The organism is Vibrio sp. CJQ_6, assembly GCF_043106745.1.
Lineage (GTDB): Bacteria > Pseudomonadota > Gammaproteobacteria > Enterobacterales > Vibrionaceae > Vibrio > Vibrio furnissii.
In genome coordinates, this window is record NZ_JBICMV010000037.1 from 146,554 (window position 1) to 162,984 (window position 16,431).

At 48.8% G+C, this 16,431-nt stretch carries 14 protein-coding genes and 2 tRNA genes; 12 read left to right on the forward strand and 4 right to left on the reverse strand.

Annotated elements, in window-relative coordinates; all coding sequences use genetic code 11:
• Window positions 1-18 precede the first annotated feature (18 nt).
• Complete coding sequence (locus ACF8PK_RS22290) at window positions 19-420, reverse strand: YbaN family protein (RefSeq protein ID WP_038152684.1); 402 nt, start codon at window positions 418-420, stop codon at window positions 19-21.
• A 393-nt stretch (window positions 421-813) separates the two neighbouring features.
• Here ACF8PK_RS22290 and ACF8PK_RS22295 point away from each other — a divergent pair, with 393 nt between their 5' ends.
• The gene (locus ACF8PK_RS22295; RefSeq protein ID WP_004728974.1) at window positions 814-1,659 is read left to right on the forward strand and encodes a magnesium transporter; all 846 of its coding nucleotides are present in this window, start codon (window positions 814-816) and stop codon (window positions 1,657-1,659) included.
• On the opposite strand, the gene dacB is transcribed toward ACF8PK_RS22295, so the two are convergent.
• Complete coding sequence (dacB, locus tag ACF8PK_RS22300; RefSeq protein WP_392443634.1) at window positions 1,625-3,076, reverse strand: serine-type D-Ala-D-Ala carboxypeptidase; 1,452 nt, start codon at window positions 3,074-3,076, stop codon at window positions 1,625-1,627. The genes ACF8PK_RS22295 and dacB overlap by 35 nt on opposite strands.
• 97 nt (window positions 3,077-3,173) lie before the next feature.
• Entirely contained in the window at window positions 3,174-4,217 is a 1,044-nt protein-coding gene (locus ACF8PK_RS22305) for a porin (protein ID WP_392443637.1), read from the reverse strand.
• Between the two features lie 540 nt (window positions 4,218-4,757).
• On the opposite strand from ACF8PK_RS22305, the gene greA reads away from it, so the two are divergent.
• Complete coding sequence (gene greA, locus ACF8PK_RS22310) at window positions 4,758-5,231, forward strand: transcription elongation factor GreA (protein ID WP_392443639.1); 474 nt, start codon at window positions 4,758-4,760, stop codon at window positions 5,229-5,231.
• Between the two features lie 72 nt (window positions 5,232-5,303).
• On the opposite strand, the gene yhbY is transcribed toward greA, so the two are convergent.
• The gene (gene yhbY / locus ACF8PK_RS22315; RefSeq protein WP_004728967.1) at window positions 5,304-5,600 is read right to left on the reverse strand and encodes a ribosome assembly RNA-binding protein YhbY; all 297 of its coding nucleotides are present in this window, start codon (window positions 5,598-5,600) and stop codon (window positions 5,304-5,306) included.
• Window positions 5,601-5,719: 119 nt separating this feature from the next.
• Between yhbY and rlmE the strand changes: the two genes are divergently transcribed.
• The 10 genes from rlmE (at window position 5,720) to infB (ending at window position 16,428) form a co-directional block, all read left to right on the forward strand.
• Window positions 5,720-6,349: a 23S rRNA (uridine(2552)-2'-O)-methyltransferase RlmE gene (gene rlmE / locus ACF8PK_RS22320; RefSeq protein WP_014204493.1), complete on the forward strand. Its 630-nt coding sequence runs from the start codon at window positions 5,720-5,722 to the stop codon at window positions 6,347-6,349.
• Window positions 6,350-6,448: 99 nt separating this feature from the next.
• Window positions 6,449-8,416, forward strand: coding sequence for an ATP-dependent zinc metalloprotease FtsH (gene ftsH / locus ACF8PK_RS22325; RefSeq protein ID WP_392443644.1), 1,968 nt, complete (start codon window positions 6,449-6,451; stop codon window positions 8,414-8,416).
• Between the two features lie 71 nt (window positions 8,417-8,487).
• Window positions 8,488-9,327 carry a dihydropteroate synthase gene (gene folP, locus ACF8PK_RS22330; RefSeq protein WP_004728962.1) on the forward strand — a complete coding sequence of 280 codons (840 nt, stop codon included), beginning with the start codon at window positions 8,488-8,490 and terminating at the stop codon, window positions 9,325-9,327.
• 16 nt (window positions 9,328-9,343) lie between these two features.
• Entirely contained in the window at window positions 9,344-10,684 is a 1,341-nt protein-coding gene (gene glmM, locus ACF8PK_RS22335; protein ID WP_004728960.1) for a phosphoglucosamine mutase, read from the forward strand.
• 266 nt (window positions 10,685-10,950) lie between these two features.
• The gene (gene secG, locus ACF8PK_RS22340; protein WP_004728959.1) at window positions 10,951-11,289 is read left to right on the forward strand and encodes a preprotein translocase subunit SecG; all 339 of its coding nucleotides are present in this window, start codon (window positions 10,951-10,953) and stop codon (window positions 11,287-11,289) included.
• A 27-nt stretch (window positions 11,290-11,316) separates the two neighbouring features.
• Window positions 11,317-11,400, forward strand: a tRNA-Leu gene (locus ACF8PK_RS22345).
• Between the two features lie 54 nt (window positions 11,401-11,454).
• Window positions 11,455-11,531 (forward strand) — tRNA-Met (locus ACF8PK_RS22350).
• Between the two features lie 205 nt (window positions 11,532-11,736).
• Window positions 11,737-12,192 (forward strand): ribosome maturation factor RimP, encoded by a 456-nt coding sequence (gene rimP, locus ACF8PK_RS22355; protein WP_004728957.1) that lies wholly within the window; start codon window positions 11,737-11,739, stop codon window positions 12,190-12,192.
• A gap of 18 nt (window positions 12,193-12,210) precedes the next feature.
• On the forward strand, window positions 12,211-13,698 hold the full coding sequence (gene nusA / locus ACF8PK_RS22360; protein ID WP_004728956.1) for a transcription termination factor NusA: 1,488 nt from the start codon (window positions 12,211-12,213) through the stop codon (window positions 13,696-13,698).
• 24 nt (window positions 13,699-13,722) lie between these two features.
• Window positions 13,723-16,428, forward strand: coding sequence for a translation initiation factor IF-2 (infB, locus tag ACF8PK_RS22365; protein ID WP_004728954.1), 2,706 nt, complete (start codon window positions 13,723-13,725; stop codon window positions 16,426-16,428).
• Window positions 16,429-16,431 lie beyond the last annotated feature (3 nt).

The window sequence follows — 16,431 nt, forward strand, 5'->3', positions numbered from 1 at the left end:
TGTGACAAAAAAAGCGCCTCAGGGCGCTTTTTTTGTGGCGTCCGCTGGGGCGACATAGGTTTTCAATCGCAGAATGAACCCCGTTTCAAACACTAATAATGCAGCAATCGCGTATTGCCAATGGGTGTTTTGAGCCATGAAATACCATACGCTGCCCATCGATAGCCAGATCACGGCAAGCGATTGCCATTTCTCAGCGCGGGTAAAGCCTTGCTTGTGATGCAATCGTCTCGCCAGTGGCCCCAGCGTTCGATGCTGCAAGAGCCATTGTTGAAAGGCTGGGGAGGAAACGCCGAAGCAATACAGGGCAAGCAGCAGAAACGGTACGGTTGGCAGCAAAGGGACGGTCGCGCCGATCAGACCTAATATCACGCAAGTGATGCCCACGCATTGATAGCCTTTCCGCTTTATCCTATTCATCGAGATGGAAAACCCTGCCGCTGATGGTCATCTATCAAGTATTGGCGTTGCTTGGGGAGATGTCGAGGCGTTGAGAAAATTTACGCGCTTTTGACTGCTTTTTCGCGTCGCGTTTGTTACAATCAGCGCGTTACTCTAGAAGTAACGCCATTTTCGGAGACTAACATGAACAATACCGACCATCCCCCTAGTATGAAGGGAGAAAAATAACCGCTGTTGGTATCGGCTTGTTAGCCCTGCCCACGCGGCAGGAATCCTGTTCTTCAATTCCCATCTTTTTTCTCCATTTTATCTAGTTGATAAGTTTTGGCATGTCACATCACAGTGATGTGTGCGAATTTGTTGTGCCTGCTTATTGATGGTCGTTACCCAATGCCAATCGGGAGATTCGCCATGACGGTAATGAACAATTATTACATTGAAAACAACGCCCATTTTTCTCAAGAGGAAATCGGCGCTGCGCGTAATGCTTTTTTGCAGTACGACGAAGCAACGCAAGTGCATTTATTAACGGTTATGCCGATTGATGAGGCGGTGGCTATTTTGCATCACTGTTCTGTCGGCTATGTGCAGCATTTGTTGAACTTGTTGGATAAAGACGATCACGATAAACGGGCACGTCACTACGCGCACCGCCTGGGATTTATTCACTCAGAAGTCGAAACGTCACACAGCTATCTCACCACCAGTGTGATGGATCACGTGAAACATCGTATCGGCTGGATTATTTCTCTGGCGTTGCTGGGGATCGTTTCCGGACTGATCATTTCACACTACGAAGATACCTTGAGTCAGTTGGTATTGCTGGCGATTTACATGCCAGTGATCGCGGCAGCAGGGGGAAACACCGGAAGCCAAGCGGCGACTTTGGTGATCAGTGCATTGGCGACGGGTGAATTGAAAAAACGCCAGTGGATGAGTGTGTTGTGGAAAGAGAGCCGTGTAGCGCTGTGTATCGCATTTGCCATCGCACTGGTCATGATTGGCCGCATTCTGCTGTTTAGCGATCCGAATGCGGCTGGTGGATTCAGCCTCAATAGCATTGCATTGGCCATTGCGATTGCGCTGTTTATTCAGGTGACGATTTCCACCACGCTGGGCGGTATTCTGCCAATCATTGCGCGTGCGTGTAAACTGGACCCAGCTGTCCTTGTGAGTCCAGTATTGGCGTCAATCGTTGATATCTCCGGCATGTGGATTTACTTCAATGTGGTGAACTATGTGCTTGGCTTAGGCTAAGCACATGCTGATAAAAGCCCAATTCAAACTGAGTGATGGGTGATTCCACCGGCACGTCCTGCACGGGTTTGGGCGGAAAGTAGTCGGTGACGTACTGAATAAACAGCGTCTCCGGCTTACCTTGCTCATCAAGGGCGAAACCGACCATGTTGTATGTGCCATACAGCGAACCGCTCTTCCCTTGGATTCTTCCTTTCACCTCATTGCTGCGCATGCTACGACGGTACTTCAACGTGCCGCTTTCTCCGGCTACGGGGAGCAATCCCATCAAACCTAATTCAGCGTCATGCTGCCACAGGTACATTAGCACCTGACGCATGCTATCGAGGCGCAGTCGGTTGTTGCGTGACAAGCCAGAACCATCAGCCAGTTGCGCATCTTGTAGTGAAATACCCGTGCGCGCGAAAATGATCTGCTTGATCGCCTCTGTGCCATTGCTAAAACTGCCGGGTTGGAGAAAAAACTGATGGCCCAGCGTTTTGGTCAGAGAATCTGCGATGAGGTTGTCGGACTCTTTCAGCATGGTTTCAAGCAATTGCGTCAAGTTGGCCGAACGGTGCACAGCCACGGTATGGGGCGTGTGCCCGTGATGATTCGGCATTGCTCCAATGCGGATGTCGCCTTTGAGCGTGATACCCAGTTGATTGAGCAGCTTGTACACCACACGTTGAGCGTACAGCTCGGTGTTTTGAACCGCAAACTTGAGTGGCAACGGTTTGCTGCGATGCGTCAGGCAGCCAGCGAGTCGATAATGGTTTTCTTGTGATGCGGTGAGTTCTAAATCGCAGAGCTGACTTTGCTGCTCAGTGTCACTGACCGTTTGTGCATCGGTTGTCACGTGAACCGGGTAGTGTTCAGGGACGAAGACGCGCGTCGCGCCATCATCTTGTGTGTATATCGAGGCCTGAATGCAGTTGCCATCAATGCTGATCGCACTCACGGGGGCGCTGTAGCACACACCCATCACATCCCAAGGCCAGCCCACGGCGCGTTCATAACCCGTGAAGCGGCGATTGTCGAGCCAAAGATTGCCTTTGATGACCGTGCCATGCTGCTGTTTCAGCGCCAGCAGAAGCGTCTTAAGGTCTTGTGTGGTGAGTGTGGGGTCTCCATCAAAGTTCAGCGCAACATCATCGGCGTTGACGTTCAGGGTGGTTTCAAAGCGAAACTCAGGGCCGAGTTCCAACTGGCTGGCTAACGCCGTAATGACTTTGAGGGTGCTCGCGGGCGGAAAATAGTCTCCGGTTTGTTGTACGGTCGCGGTGGCATGGGGTTGCAGTGGCTGAATCAGCAGCCCGGCACGGCTACCTGCGGGCAGTGGTTCGGTCGATATTTGGGCATGAGCGACGATGGAATACAAGGCAAGACACCAGAAACCGCTGAGCGTGCGGAGTCGTCGCAAGGAAAAAAAATACATAACACCTGATCGCTGGGAGAATGATGAGGGGAAGTATAGCGAGATACAAAAACGCCTGCTAGTCAGCAGGCGTTTTGAGATTGACGGAATCGTCAAATTAGAAGTCGTAACGTAGACCTACAGAGATCTCGTCTTCAGCGTCTGCTTTAGATGCTGTTGTTTTACCAGTTGTGTTACCAGTAGTACCGATTGTGTCACCGTCGTCGATCAGGTTAAAGTTGTAAGAAACCCAAGTACGGAAGTTTGGTTTGAAGAAGTAAGCTGCTTCGAACGCTAGGTTGTCTGCAGACGTTTCGCTTTCAGTTTCAGCGTAGTTGTATGCAGTGGTGAACACAGTTTGGTTCATGGTGTAAGACGCTGCTAGCTCGTAACCAGTGTAATCGTATTTGTTACGTGCTGAGTCTTGTTTTTCGCCGTCAGTGAACAGGCCTGCAACGTAGAAATCAGAAACTGTGTAAGATGCTGCTAGCATGTACTCGTTAGCTTTGTCTTGGTCTGCGTAACCAGCACCTGCTTTAAAGCCAGTGTCGCCGAATGCGTAGATAGCAGATAGCGAGAAACCATCAGCGTTGTTGTCGTATAACTCACCGTTTGCATCTTCGGCATCGTTGCCATCAGAATCTTTTACGCGATCAGAAAAACGGTAAGATGCGCGCAGTGCTAGGTCGTCAAATTGACCTTTGTACGAAATCATGTTGTCAGTACGGTCTGCTACAGCCAGTTTGTCTGCTGCTGTATTACCTGCTAGGCCGTTGAAGATATCAGTGAAGTCAGTGATTACGCCCAGTGAACCTTCAGTTTTACCGTAGGCAACCAGACCGAAGTTACCGCCGATACCAGCGTAAGCCAGACGTGTAGTGAAGTCATCACTACCGCCATCAACTTTGCCTTCAGTATAGGTTTTCATTTCTGCTTCGTAGAAACCCAGACCGTATACGCCGTCATTGATTTCAGTTTTACCCAGAACATTGATACGTACGCGAGATGCGTCATCAGCTTTGCCATCTTTCAGAGAAAGACGAGCTTCAGCACGGCCGCCTAACGCTAGAGAAGTGCCATCTTGGTTGTATAGTTCACCAGCGTTTACGCCAGTTGCCACTGCTGCAGCTGAGACTGCAAGAGCAATCAGAGTCTTGTTCATCTTATTAAGTCCTAATTTACTGTCCATAAATAGTAATCCAGCCACGTTGTTAGTTAACGTGCGGCGAATATTCAAATGAGTCTTGTTGAATACGCATCTAATATTAGTATTCGTATCGCTCATTGAAACGATTCGTGGGTCAATTTGTACCCGCAAAGTTCCTCTATTAGTTAGTAAAATGATATAAATCCGGCTTATGAACAGTGTTTTATTAAATGTAAAAAAAGGTCAAGTTGTTGTTTTTTTAAGGGGTAGTGCGCAAATTAAATAGGTATTAAAATGGTAAAAAAACTTAAAAACTTTATTTTTTTTTACGTGTTTTAGCGGAAAATCTAAACAGTTGAATTGTGCAGAAGATCACGGTGAATAAAGGAGTTGGCGGTGAATCTCAATTTCTAGTCGCAAAACTTGAATTTGGATGATTTCATCGGCATGTTTGTTTACACTATTCGAAACGAAATGATTACGCATGACCTAAGCCTTTTATAGGATTGGGTAGGTTTGTATTGTCCAAAGATAACTTTGGCATTGAGGTATAAAATGGAAAAAGTTCCAATGACTGTTCGCGGCGAAAAGTTGCTGCGTGATGAACTGGATAGACTACTTAAGCTTCGTCCGAAGATTTCAGAAGCGATTGCGGAAGCTCGCGAATTGGGCGATCTCAAAGAGAACGCGGAGTATCACGCGGCTCGTGAAGAGCAGGGGATTTGTGAAGCGCAAATTCGTGATATCGAATTCAAATTGTCGGTCGCTCAGGTAATTGACGTCACCAAGATGGATAATTCTGGCAAGGTCATCTTTGGCTCAACTGTGACGTTGATTGACGTTGACACGGATGAAGAAAAAACCTACCAAATCGTGGGTGACGATGAAGCCGATATCAAAGCGGGCCGCATTTCAGTCAGCTCACCGATTGCCCGTGGCCTGATTGGTAAGATGGAAGGTGATGAAGTCACCATCAGCACGCCGGGTGGTGAAAAGGTGTTTGAGATTGACCACGTCGATTACGTGTAAATCAGTCCCGTCAGCACTAAAAATCAAAAAGGTCGCATCATGCGACCTTTTTGTAATCTTAAGTAACCGAAATTACTTGCGTGGTAGTTCGATTTTACGCTGTTCAGAAGGACGGAAAAGCACCAAGACTTTACCGATGACCTGAACTTTCTCTGCGCCAGTCTCACGAACAATCGCATCGACAATCAGATGTTTCGTCTCGCGATCTTCTGATACCACTTTCACTTTAATCAGCTCGTGGTGGTCAAGCGCAATTTCGATTTCTGCTAAAACAGCTTCAGTAAGTCCGTTGCCACCCATCAGCACAACAGGCTTTAAATTGTGTGCTAGGGCTTTTAGATGCTGCTTTTGTTTGTTGCTTAGGTTCATTACGCGCCCAATTTTCTTTACTATTAGGGTTGAAAAAACACATTTTAACGCCATCTACCTTGGAAGACTATATTTTCTACCATACTTTCTCGGATAGAGGCTGCTAAGTTAGGAATCGAATGAGTAAACAGAAACATTCGGCGAGCTCCGGCCGCTGGTTGAAAGAACATTTTGATGACAAGTACGTAAACGAGGCCAAAAAGAAAGGTTATCGTTCTCGTGCTATCTTCAAGATAGAAGAGATTCAAAATAAAGATAAATTATTGCAACCAGGCATGACGGTGGTCGACTTAGGGGCGGCACCGGGTGGATGGTCGCAGTACGCTGCGGGGATTGTGGGTGAAAGTGGGCAAGTGATTGCTTGTGACATTTTGCCGATGGACTCCATTGCGGGCGTTTCATTCTTGCAGGGCGACTTTCGTGAAGAAGCCGTATTGGATGCACTGCTAGAACGAATCCAACCGAATATGGTTGACGTCGTGATGTCTGACATGGCCCCCAATATGGCGGGTAATTTGTCAGTGGACCAACCACGGGCTATGTATCTGGTGGAATTAGCTTTAGATATGTGTCGACAAGTTCTTGCACCTAATGGTAGTTTTGTGGTCAAAGTGTTCCAGGGCGAAGGGTTTGACCAATATGTCAAGGATGTCCGAGACATGTTTAAAGCGGTTAAAATTCGTAAACCTGATTCTTCAAGGGCGCGTTCCCGCGAAGTCTACATCGTCGCCACCGGTTACAAAGGTTAACTATTTTACCCCTTGAGGGAAAAGTTAACACTATGGCTACAGCCCACAAACTGTAGTACCCTACCTTTAATTACAACTAGTTATCGCGAGGCTTACACCTTGAGTGACATGGCAAAAAATTTAATACTGTGGCTTGTGATCGCTGTCGTATTGATGTCGGTATTCCAGAGCTTTGGCCCTGGTGACAGCAACGGCAGAACCATTGATTACACCACATTTGTACAGGAAGTTGGCCAAGGCCAGATTCAGGAAGCTCAATTCAATAACAGTGAAATTTCTTTCACCCGTCGTGGTGGAAGCACTCGCTACGTCACTTACATGCCAGTGTATGACCAGAAGCTGCTGGACGACCTGATTAATCAGAACGTCAAAGTTCAAGGGACACCACCAGAAGAACAAAGCTTACTCGGCACGATCTTTATCTCTTGGTTCCCGATGATTCTGCTGATCGGTGTCTGGATCTTCTTCATGCGCCAGATGCAAGGCGGTGGCGGCAAAGGCGCAATGTCCTTTGGTAAGAGTAAAGCTCGCATGATGGGCGAAGAACAGATTAAAACCACGTTTGGCGACGTCGCTGGTTGTGACGAAGCGAAAGAAGACGTGAAAGAACTGGTGGATTACCTGCGCGATCCAAGCCGCTTCCAGAAACTGGGCGGTAAGATCCCAACGGGTGTCTTGATGGTCGGTCCTCCAGGTACGGGTAAAACGCTGCTTGCAAAAGCGATTGCGGGTGAAGCGAAAGTCCCATTCTTTACGATTTCCGGTTCAGACTTCGTTGAAATGTTCGTGGGTGTCGGCGCCTCTCGTGTGCGCGACATGTTTGAACAAGCGAAGAAAGCCGCACCTTGTATCATCTTTATCGATGAAATTGATGCGGTGGGTCGTCAGCGGGGGGCTGGTGTTGGCGGTGGTCACGATGAACGTGAACAAACGCTTAACCAAATGCTGGTTGAAATGGACGGCTTTGAAGGGAACGAAGGCATCATCGTTATCGCCGCAACTAACCGTCCAGACGTACTTGACCCTGCGCTATTGCGTCCAGGCCGTTTCGACCGTCAGGTTGTAGTTGGATTGCCAGACGTACGTGGCCGTGAACAAATTCTGAAAGTGCATATGCGTAAAGTGCCGCTGGCTGGTGATGTTGAACCATCACTGATTGCGCGTGGTACACCGGGGTTCTCTGGTGCAGACTTGGCGAACTTGGTCAACGAAGCGGCTCTGTTTGCTGCACGTGGTAACAAGCGCAATGTCTCGATGGTTGAATTTGAACTGGCGAAAGACAAAATCATGATGGGTGCAGAGCGCCGTTCTATGGTGATGTCGGAAGAGACGAAAGAATCGACCGCGTACCACGAAGCGGGTCACGCCATTGTCGGTCGCTTGGTGCCTGAGCACGATCCCGTCTACAAAGTCTCGATCATTCCACGTGGTCGTGCATTGGGGGTCACCATGTACCTGCCAGAGCAAGATCGCGTCAGCATGTCGAAACAACATCTGGAATCGATGATTTCCAGTCTGTACGGTGGTCGTTTGGCGGAAGAATTGATTTACGGCGTTGAGCGAGTGTCGACAGGCGCCTCGAACGACATCGAACGTGCAACAGATATTGCACGCAAGATGGTCACCCAATGGGGCTTCTCAGAAAAACTAGGTCCAATGTTGTATGCGGAAGAGGAAGGCGAAGTCTTCCTAGGTCGTAGCGTGACGCAGACCAAACACATGTCAGATGACACTGCGAAACTGATTGACGACGAAATCCGTAAGATTATTGATCGCAACTACGAACGTACGCGCAAAATTTTGATCGACAATATGGATATCATGCACGCCATGAAGGATGCATTGATGAAGTATGAAACGATTGATGCGGGTCAGATCGATGATCTGATGGCTCGCAAAGCAGACATTCGTGAACCCGCAGGTTGGGGAGACCGCGCGAATGCGGCACCTCAAGACAAAGCTGAGCCAGAAGCAAAAGCTGAAGCGCCAGTGGAGGCTGCACCAGCAGATGAACCTACGGCTGAACAAGATGCAGCGCAGTCTGTTGACAAGAAAGACACCGAATAATCCTTCTCTTTAATCAAAACCCCGACTTGTTCGGGGTTTTCTGTTTCAGGCTAACCTATTTTCAGGGACTTATGAAAATACAAACCGCAACCAAAACCCTCGAACTTGATCGCCCCCATGTGATGGGGATTCTCAATACCACGCCGGATTCTTTTTCTGATGGTGGTCGCTATACCACACTCGATAAAGCGTTAGAACGGGCTGAAAAGATGATTGCTGCTGGCGTTAGTATCATTGACATCGGGGGAGAATCGACAAGGCCAGGTGCGCCTGACGTCACGCTTGAAGAAGAACTGCAGCGCGTCATTCCGGTCGTGAAGGCCATCCGTGAGCGCAATCCAGCAGTGTGGATTTCAGTGGACACCAGCAAAGCGGAGGTGATGCGTCAGTCGGTGGCTGCGGGGGCCGATTTGATCAATGATATTCGTTCATTGACCGAGCCGGGTGCTCTGGAAGTCGCCGCTGAAGCAAATGTGCCGGTGTGCATCATGCACATGCAAGGCCAACCCAAAACCATGCAGAATGCACCGCAATACGACGATGTGTTGGCTGACGTGGAAGCATTTTTGGCGGAACGCATGGCGGTGTGTGAAGCGGCGGGTATCGCGCGTGAGAATATCATCCTTGACCCGGGATTTGGCTTTGGTAAATCCATCGAACACAATTATCATCTGTTAGCGAATTTGGAACAATTCCATCGTTTCGGCTTGCCTGTGCTTGCTGGCATGTCTCGAAAGTCCATGATCTTTAAATTGCTGGACAAACAACCTGCAGATTGCATGGTGGCCAGCGTGACGTGTGCATCGATTGCTGCAATGAAAGGCGCGCAGATTATCCGTGTGCATGACGTCGAAGAAACACTGGAAGCGATGACGATTATCCAAACGATGAACAAAAACCGCGCATTATAAAAACTAAGGAATCATCATGTCTGATCAAAGACGTTATTTTGGTACTGACGGTGTCCGTGGCAAAGTTGGCCAATACCCAATCACACCGGATTTCGTATTGAAGCTTGGCTGGGCTGCTGGACGCGTGCTGGCAAAACAGGGCACAAGAAAAGTCATCATTGGTAAAGACACTCGTATTTCGGGGTACATGCTGGAGTCGGCGCTTGAGGCCGGTCTGGCTGCTGCGGGCTTGAAAGCAATTTTTACCGGTCCAATGCCAACACCAGCGGTTGCTTACCTGACTCAAACGTTTCGCGCTGAAGCGGGGATTGTTATTTCTGCGTCGCACAACCCGTATTACGACAATGGCATTAAGTTCTTCTCATCCGAAGGCACCAAACTGCCCGATGATATCGAACTGGCAATTGAAGCGGAGCTGGATAAAACGCTTGAATGCGTTGAGTCTGCGGAACTGGGGAAAGCATCCCGCCTTATGGATGCGGCAGGGCGTTACATCGAGTTTTGTAAAAGCACCTTCCCGCATCAATTGAGTCTGTCTGGGCTGAAAATTGTTGTCGATTGTGCGCATGGCGCCACATATCACATTGCGCCAAATGTATTTAAAGAGCTGGGCGCTGAAGTGATCGCGATGGGGGTTGAGCCAAACGGCGTGAACATCAACGATCATGTGGGCGCGACCGATGTGCGTGCGCTACAACAACGTGTGGTGGAAGAAAAAGCGCATTTGGGGTTAGCGTTTGATGGCGATGGTGACCGATTGATCATGGTCGACGAATTCGGTAACAAAGTCGATGGTGACCAGATCGCTTACATCATCGCACGCGATGCGCTGCGTCGTGGCGAGCTGAAAGGTGGCGTTGTCGGGACCTTAATGACCAACCTTGGCATGGAAAATGGCCTGAAGCAATTGGGGATTCCGTTCATTCGCGCCGCGGTTGGCGATCGCTATGTGATGGAAAAACTGCAAGAGAAAGGTTGGTTAATCGGTGCGGAGAACTCTGGCCACGTGATTCTATTGGATAAAGTCACCACCGGTGATGCCATCGTTGCTGCACTGCAAGTACTGGCTTCTGTGGTCGGTAGTGGCATGACGCTGAATGAACTGGCGCAGGGAATGACGCTTTATCCGCAAGTGCTCGAAAACGTCCGCTTTAGCGGCGACAGCAACCCACTTGAAGCCGAAGCTGTGTTGGCTTCAGTTCAAGCAGTGGAAGCTGAACTGGGTGACAAAGGCCGCGTTCTGCTGCGTAAATCAGGCACTGAGCCGTTGATTCGTGTCATGGTTGAAGGTGAAGATGCGGCGTTGGTGAAAGCATCAGCGCTGAAAATTGCGGAAGCAGTGAAAGTAAACTGCTAAACGCAGCCGGCATTTGCCCGATTCGTCAGGTCATTAAAATGTGGCTGACAAATCGGGCAAGTTTTTGATTACACGTTCTTTGAATCATCTTTGAATCTTTTTTGACCGTTTGATTCGTAAAGTCGATTTTTTTCGAAAATTCCGCTTGTCAGTCAAACGCGCATTCGTTAGTATTGCGTCCGCCTTCGAAGAGGAGGTCGCTAGCCTTGTTCAAGTCACATGATTGAACGGCGCTGGCTCAACAATTTGGAACATAGGTGGAAGTAATGTTTACAGTTCTACTTGTGATTTACCTGTTGGCAGCGGTTGGTATCATTGGCCTGGTGTTGATTCAACAAGGTAAAGGCGCAGATATGGGAGCCTCTTTCGGTGCTGGTGCTTCAAACACAGTGTTTGGCGCGAGCGGCTCAGGTAACTTCCTAACCCGAATGACTGCAATTTTTGCAACCGTATTTTTTATCATCAGCTTGGTGCTAGGTAATATGTCTACGCATAAAACTGAATCACAATGGGTTGACCCATCGCAAGGTCAAGTGATTCAACAAAAAGCTGCTGAGACAGTGAGTGATGCTCCCGCCAAATCAGGCGACGAGATTCCTCAATAACTTATCGAAAGCGATAAGTCAGGTTATGCCGAGATGGTGAAATTGGTAGACACACTAGCATGAGGTGCTAGCGCCCTAGGTGTGAGGGTTCGAGTCCCTCTCTCGGCACCATATTTACAAACTTGTAAATCACCTTGTAGAGCGTATAATTGCTCACAAGTCGGACGCGGGGTGGAGCAGCTTGGTAGCTCGTCGGGCTCATAACCCGAAGGTCGTCGGTTCAAATCCGGCCCCCGCAACCAATTAACCTCTGAAGGTTACGGATTCAAGTTTGGCAGTGCGAACCTCACTGCAGTTGAGAAGAAATTCTCAATTTATCAGGGTCCAGCAACAAAAACCCCGACTTTCGGGGTTTTTTGTTATCTGAATTTTTCGTTTGAAATTCAGGTGCTTGCTTGGAATTTAAATTGGGCTCTATGCCCTTTTTTTGTTTCTGGAGTGGTTTAAATGACTGGTTTAGAAAGACAACTTACTGAAATGCTTGACGCGCCAGTTGTTGCATCAGGTTATGAGTTAGTTGGATTAGAATTTGTCCGTGCAGGACAGCACTCAACGCTACGTATCTATATCGATCACGAAAACGGTATTACCGTCGATGACTGTGCAGAAGTTAGTCATCAAGTGAGTGCAGTGTTGGATGTTGAAGATCCAATTACAGTGGCTTACAACCTTGAAGTTTCTTCACCAGGTTTGGAAAGACCACTTTTCAAAGCTGCACACTACGAGCAATTTAAAGGTCACGAGGTCAGCATCGTGTTGAAAATGGCAGTGGGCAACCGTCGCAAGTGGAAAGGTGAAATCCTGGGCGCCGACGGTGAAACCATCAATGTCATGGTTGACGGGCAAGAAGAACACTTCGCTCTCAGCAACATTTCTAAAGCTAACCTGATCCCTAAATTTTAAGTCTTAGAGGCTATAACAATGAGTAAAGAAATTTTAGCGGTTGTTGAGGCGGTTTCTAACGAGAAAGCGGTACCTCGTGAGCGTATTTTTGAAGCGCTTGAAATTGCGCTGGCGACGTCTACAAAGAAGAAATATGAAATCGAAATCGATGTGCGTGTTGCGATTGACCGTAAAACCGGTGAATTCAACACGTTCCGTCGTTGGTTAGTGGTTGACGAAGTTGAAAACCCAACCAAAGAGATCTCTTTGGAAGCAGCTGTTTACGATGATGAATCGGTGAAACTGGGTGACTTCATTGAAGATGAAATCGAATCCGTGACGTTTGACCGTATTACGACTCAAACGGCGAAACAAGTGATCGTACAGAAAGTGCGTGAAGCAGAACGTGCTCAAATCGTTGAACAGTTCATCGATAACGAAGGCGACTTGATCACCGGCGTGGTGAAGAAAGTGAACCGCGATACTGTGATTCTGGATCTGGGCAGCAACGCTGAAGCTGTGATTCTACGTGAAGACCAATTGCCACGCGAAAACTTCCGCCCAGGCGACCGTGTTCGTGGCCTGCTGTACAAAGTAGCGCCAGAAGCGCGCGGCTTCCAACTGTTCATCACACGTTCTAAGCCAGAAATGTTGGCCGAGCTGTTCCGCGTTGAAGTACCTGAAATTGGCGAAGAGTTGATTGAACTGAAAGGTGCTGCGCGTGACCCAGGTTCTCGTGCGAAAATCGCGGTGAAAACCAACGACAAACGCATTGACCCTGTGGGCGCATGCGTGGGTATGCGTGGTGCACGTGTTCAGGCGGTTTCAGGCGAACTGTGTGGCGAGCGTATTGATATCGTGCTTTGGGATGATAACCCAGCACAATTCGTGATTAATGCGATGGCGCCAGCCGATGTTGCGTCGATCATCGTTGATGAAGATGCACACGCGATGGACATCGCGGTTGAAGCAGACAACCTAGCACAGGCGATTGGCCGTAACGGTCAAAACGTTCGTCTGGCATCTCAACTAACAGGTTGGGAACTGAACGTCATGACTGTGGCGGATCTGCAGAAGAAACACCAAGAAGAGTCAATGGCTTCTATCGAGAACTTCATGAAGTACCTGGATATCGAACAGGATTTCGCGGAGCTATTGGTTGAAGAAGGCTTCTCGACTCTAGAAGAAATCGCCTACGTCCCAGTCCATGAACTGCTGGAAGTAGACGGACTGGATGAAGATCTGGTTGAAGAACTACGTACCCGTGCGAAAGACGCGCTGACCACCATCGCGTTGGCACAAGAAGAATCGTATGAAGGTCTTGAGCCTGCAGAAGATCTGCTGGCACTAGAAGGCCTAGAACGCGAAATGGCGTTCAAACTGGCTGCGAAAGGTGTTGCAACACTGGAAGATCTCGCAGATCAGGGGATTGACGATCTAGAAGGAATCGAAGGCCTAACCGAAGAGCGTGCAGGCGAATTAATTATGGCGGCTCGCAACATTTGTTGGTTTGGCGAAGACGCATAATTTTCAGCAAGGGGAGGAAGCGGCATGACACAACTTACAGTTAAATCACTGAGTGAAGAAATTGGTACTCCAATTGACCGCTTATTAGAGCAACTTGCTGATGCTGGGATGACAAAATCAGGCTCTGACAGCGTAACCGAGGACGAGAAGCAGAAGCTTCTTTCCCACCTACGTAAAGAGCATGGCGAAGCAACGGCTGCAGAGCCAACTCGTTTGACACTCCAGCGTAAAACCCGTAGTACACTGAGCGTGAACGCCGGTGGCGGTAAAAGTAAGAATGTTCAGGTTGAAGTGCGCAAAAAACGTACGTATGTTAAGCGCAGTACAATCGAAGATGAAGCGACACGTGAAGCTGAAGAAGCTGCAAAACGTGAAGCGGAAGAACAAGCGAAACGTGATGCTGAAGAAGCGCTGAAACGTGAAGCTGCAGAAGCAGCGAAACGTGAAGCGGAAGAAAAAGCAAAACGTGACGCGGAAGAAAAAGCAAAACGCGACACTGAAGATAAAGTGAAGCGCGAAGCTCAAGAAGCAAAACGTGAGCGTTCTGCTGAAGATAAATCTAAGCAAGAAGCAGCGCGAAAAGAAGCCGAAGCACTGAAACATCGCCAGGAAGAAGAAGCGAAACGTAAGGCTGAAGAGGAAAGTAGCCGTCAGCTTGAAAAAGCGCGTGAATTGGCCGAATTAAATAAAGAGCGTTGGTCTGCTGAAGAAGAGAAAAAGGGTGATATGCAAGAAGATACAGATTACCACGTAACGACTTCACGCTACGCTCGTGAAGCCGAAGATGAAGCAGACCGTCGTGAAGAAGGTTCCAGCCGTCGTTCTACCAAAGCGAACAAGAAAAAAATGTCTTCTCGCGATGATAAACAAGAGCGTGACAATTCTCGTGCTCGCGGTGGCAAAGCCGGTCGTAAAGGTCGCATCAGCAAGCCTTCATCAATGCAACATGGCTTCGATAAGAGCGCTGTGGTTGCAAAATCAGATGTAGTCATCGGCGAAACTATCGTCGTGTCTGAGCTGGCTCAAAAGATGTCTGTGAAAGCGACAGAAGTCATCAAAGTGATGATGAAACTGGGCGCAATGGCAACCATCAACCAAGTGATTGACCAAGAAACTGCGCAGCTGGTTGCAGAAGAAATGGGTCACAAAGTGATCATCCGTAAAGAGAACGAACTGGAAGAAGCCGTTCTGTCTGACCGTGATGACGAATTTGAGTCTGTGCCACGTGCACCAGTTGTGACCATCATGGGTCACGTTGACCACGGTAAAACGTCAACACTGGACTACATTCGTCGTACACACGTTGCGTCTGGCGAAGCGGGTGGTATTACTCAGCACATCGGTGCTTACCACGTTGAAACGCCAAACGGCATGATCACCTTCCTTGATACTCCGGGACACGCGGCGTTTACGTCAATGCGTGCTCGTGGTGCTCAAGCGACGGATATCGTTGTTCTTGTGGTTGCAGCGGACGATGGCGTGATGCCACAAACAGTTGAAGCGATCCAGCACGCGAAAGCGGCCGGCGTACCTTTGATTGTTGCGGTCAACAAGATCGATAAAGAAGCAGCGAACCCAGATAACGTGAAGAACGAACTGGCGGCATACGACGTGATTCCTGAGGAATGGGGCGGCGAGAACATCTTCGTTCACATCTCTGCAAAACAGGGCACTAACATCGATTCACTGCTAGAAGCGATTCTGCTGCAAGCGGAAGTGCTAGAACTGCACGCCGTGAAAGACGGCATGGCCTCTGGTGTGGTGATTGAATCACGCCTAGATAAAGGTCGTGGTCCAGTTGCAACCGTTCTGGTTCAGTCGGGTACGCTTCACAAAGGCGACATCGTACTGTGTGGTCAAGAATATGGCCGCGTTCGTGCAATGCGTGATGAGCTGGGTGAAGAAGTGGACGAAGCTGGTCCTTCTATCCCTGTGGAAATCCTGGGTCTGTCAGGCGTTCCTGCTGCTGGTGATGAAGCAACCGTTGTTCGTGATGAGCGTAAAGCACGTGAAGTAGCGAACTACCGTCAAGGTAAGTTCCGCGAAGTGAAATTGGCTCGTCAGCAGAAATCGAAACTGGAAAACATGTTCTCGAACATGGCTGCCGGTGACGTTGCTGAACTGAACATCGTTCTGAAAGCAGACGTACAAGGTTCGGTTGAAGCAATCGCTGACTCACTACTGAAACTGTCGACTGACGAAGTGAAAGTGAACATCGTGGGTTCAGGCGTCGGTGGTATTACTGAGACAGATGCCGTCTTGGCCGCTGCATCAAATGCTATCGTTGTCGGCTTTAACGTTCGTGCGGATGCATCAGCGCGTCGTACAATCGAAGCAGAAAATATCGACCTTCGCTACTACTCGATCATTTACCAATTGATCGACGAAGTGAAACAAGCGATGAGCGGTATGCTGGCTCCAGAATTCAAGCAAGAGATCATTGGTCTTGCTGAAGTTCGTGACGTGTTCAAGTCACCGAAACTGGGTGCAATTGCTGGTTGTATGGTGACCGAAGGTACCATCAAGCGTCATAACCCAATTCGCGTACTGCGTGATAACGTGGTTATCTACGAAGGCGAACTGGAATCTCTGCGTCGCTTTAAAGATGACGTCGCAGAAGTGAAGAATGGTTACGAGTGTGGTATCGGCGTGAAGAACTACAACGACGTTCGCGTAGGCGACCAGATCGAAGTGTTCGAAGTTGTTGAGATTCAACGCACCATCGACTAACCA

Excerpts from the sequence above, each read along its gene's own strand:
- ACF8PK_RS22290 (WP_038152684.1), bottom strand. The coding sequence starts at position 420 with ATGAATAGGATAAAGCGGAAAGGCTATCAATGCGTGGGCATCACTTGC.
- ACF8PK_RS22295 (WP_004728974.1), top strand. The coding sequence starts at position 814 with ATGACGGTAATGAACAATTATTACATTGAAAACAACGCCCATTTTTCT.
- dacB (WP_392443634.1), bottom strand. The coding sequence starts at position 3,076 with ATGTATTTTTTTTCCTTGCGACGACTCCGCACGCTCAGCGGTTTCTGG.
- ACF8PK_RS22305 (WP_392443637.1), bottom strand. The coding sequence starts at position 4,217 with ATGAACAAGACTCTGATTGCTCTTGCAGTCTCAGCTGCAGCAGTGGCA.
- greA (WP_392443639.1), top strand. The coding sequence starts at position 4,758 with ATGGAAAAAGTTCCAATGACTGTTCGCGGCGAAAAGTTGCTGCGTGAT.
- yhbY (WP_004728967.1), bottom strand. The coding sequence starts at position 5,600 with ATGAACCTAAGCAACAAACAAAAGCAGCATCTAAAAGCCCTAGCACAC.
- rlmE (WP_014204493.1), top strand. The coding sequence starts at position 5,720 with ATGAGTAAACAGAAACATTCGGCGAGCTCCGGCCGCTGGTTGAAAGAA.
- folP (WP_004728962.1), top strand. The coding sequence starts at position 8,488 with ATGAAAATACAAACCGCAACCAAAACCCTCGAACTTGATCGCCCCCAT.
- glmM (WP_004728960.1), top strand. The coding sequence starts at position 9,344 with ATGTCTGATCAAAGACGTTATTTTGGTACTGACGGTGTCCGTGGCAAA.
- secG (WP_004728959.1), top strand. The coding sequence starts at position 10,951 with ATGTTTACAGTTCTACTTGTGATTTACCTGTTGGCAGCGGTTGGTATC.
- rimP (WP_004728957.1), top strand. The coding sequence starts at position 11,737 with ATGACTGGTTTAGAAAGACAACTTACTGAAATGCTTGACGCGCCAGTT.
- nusA (WP_004728956.1), top strand. The coding sequence starts at position 12,211 with ATGAGTAAAGAAATTTTAGCGGTTGTTGAGGCGGTTTCTAACGAGAAA.
- infB (WP_004728954.1), top strand. The coding sequence starts at position 13,723 with ATGACACAACTTACAGTTAAATCACTGAGTGAAGAAATTGGTACTCCA.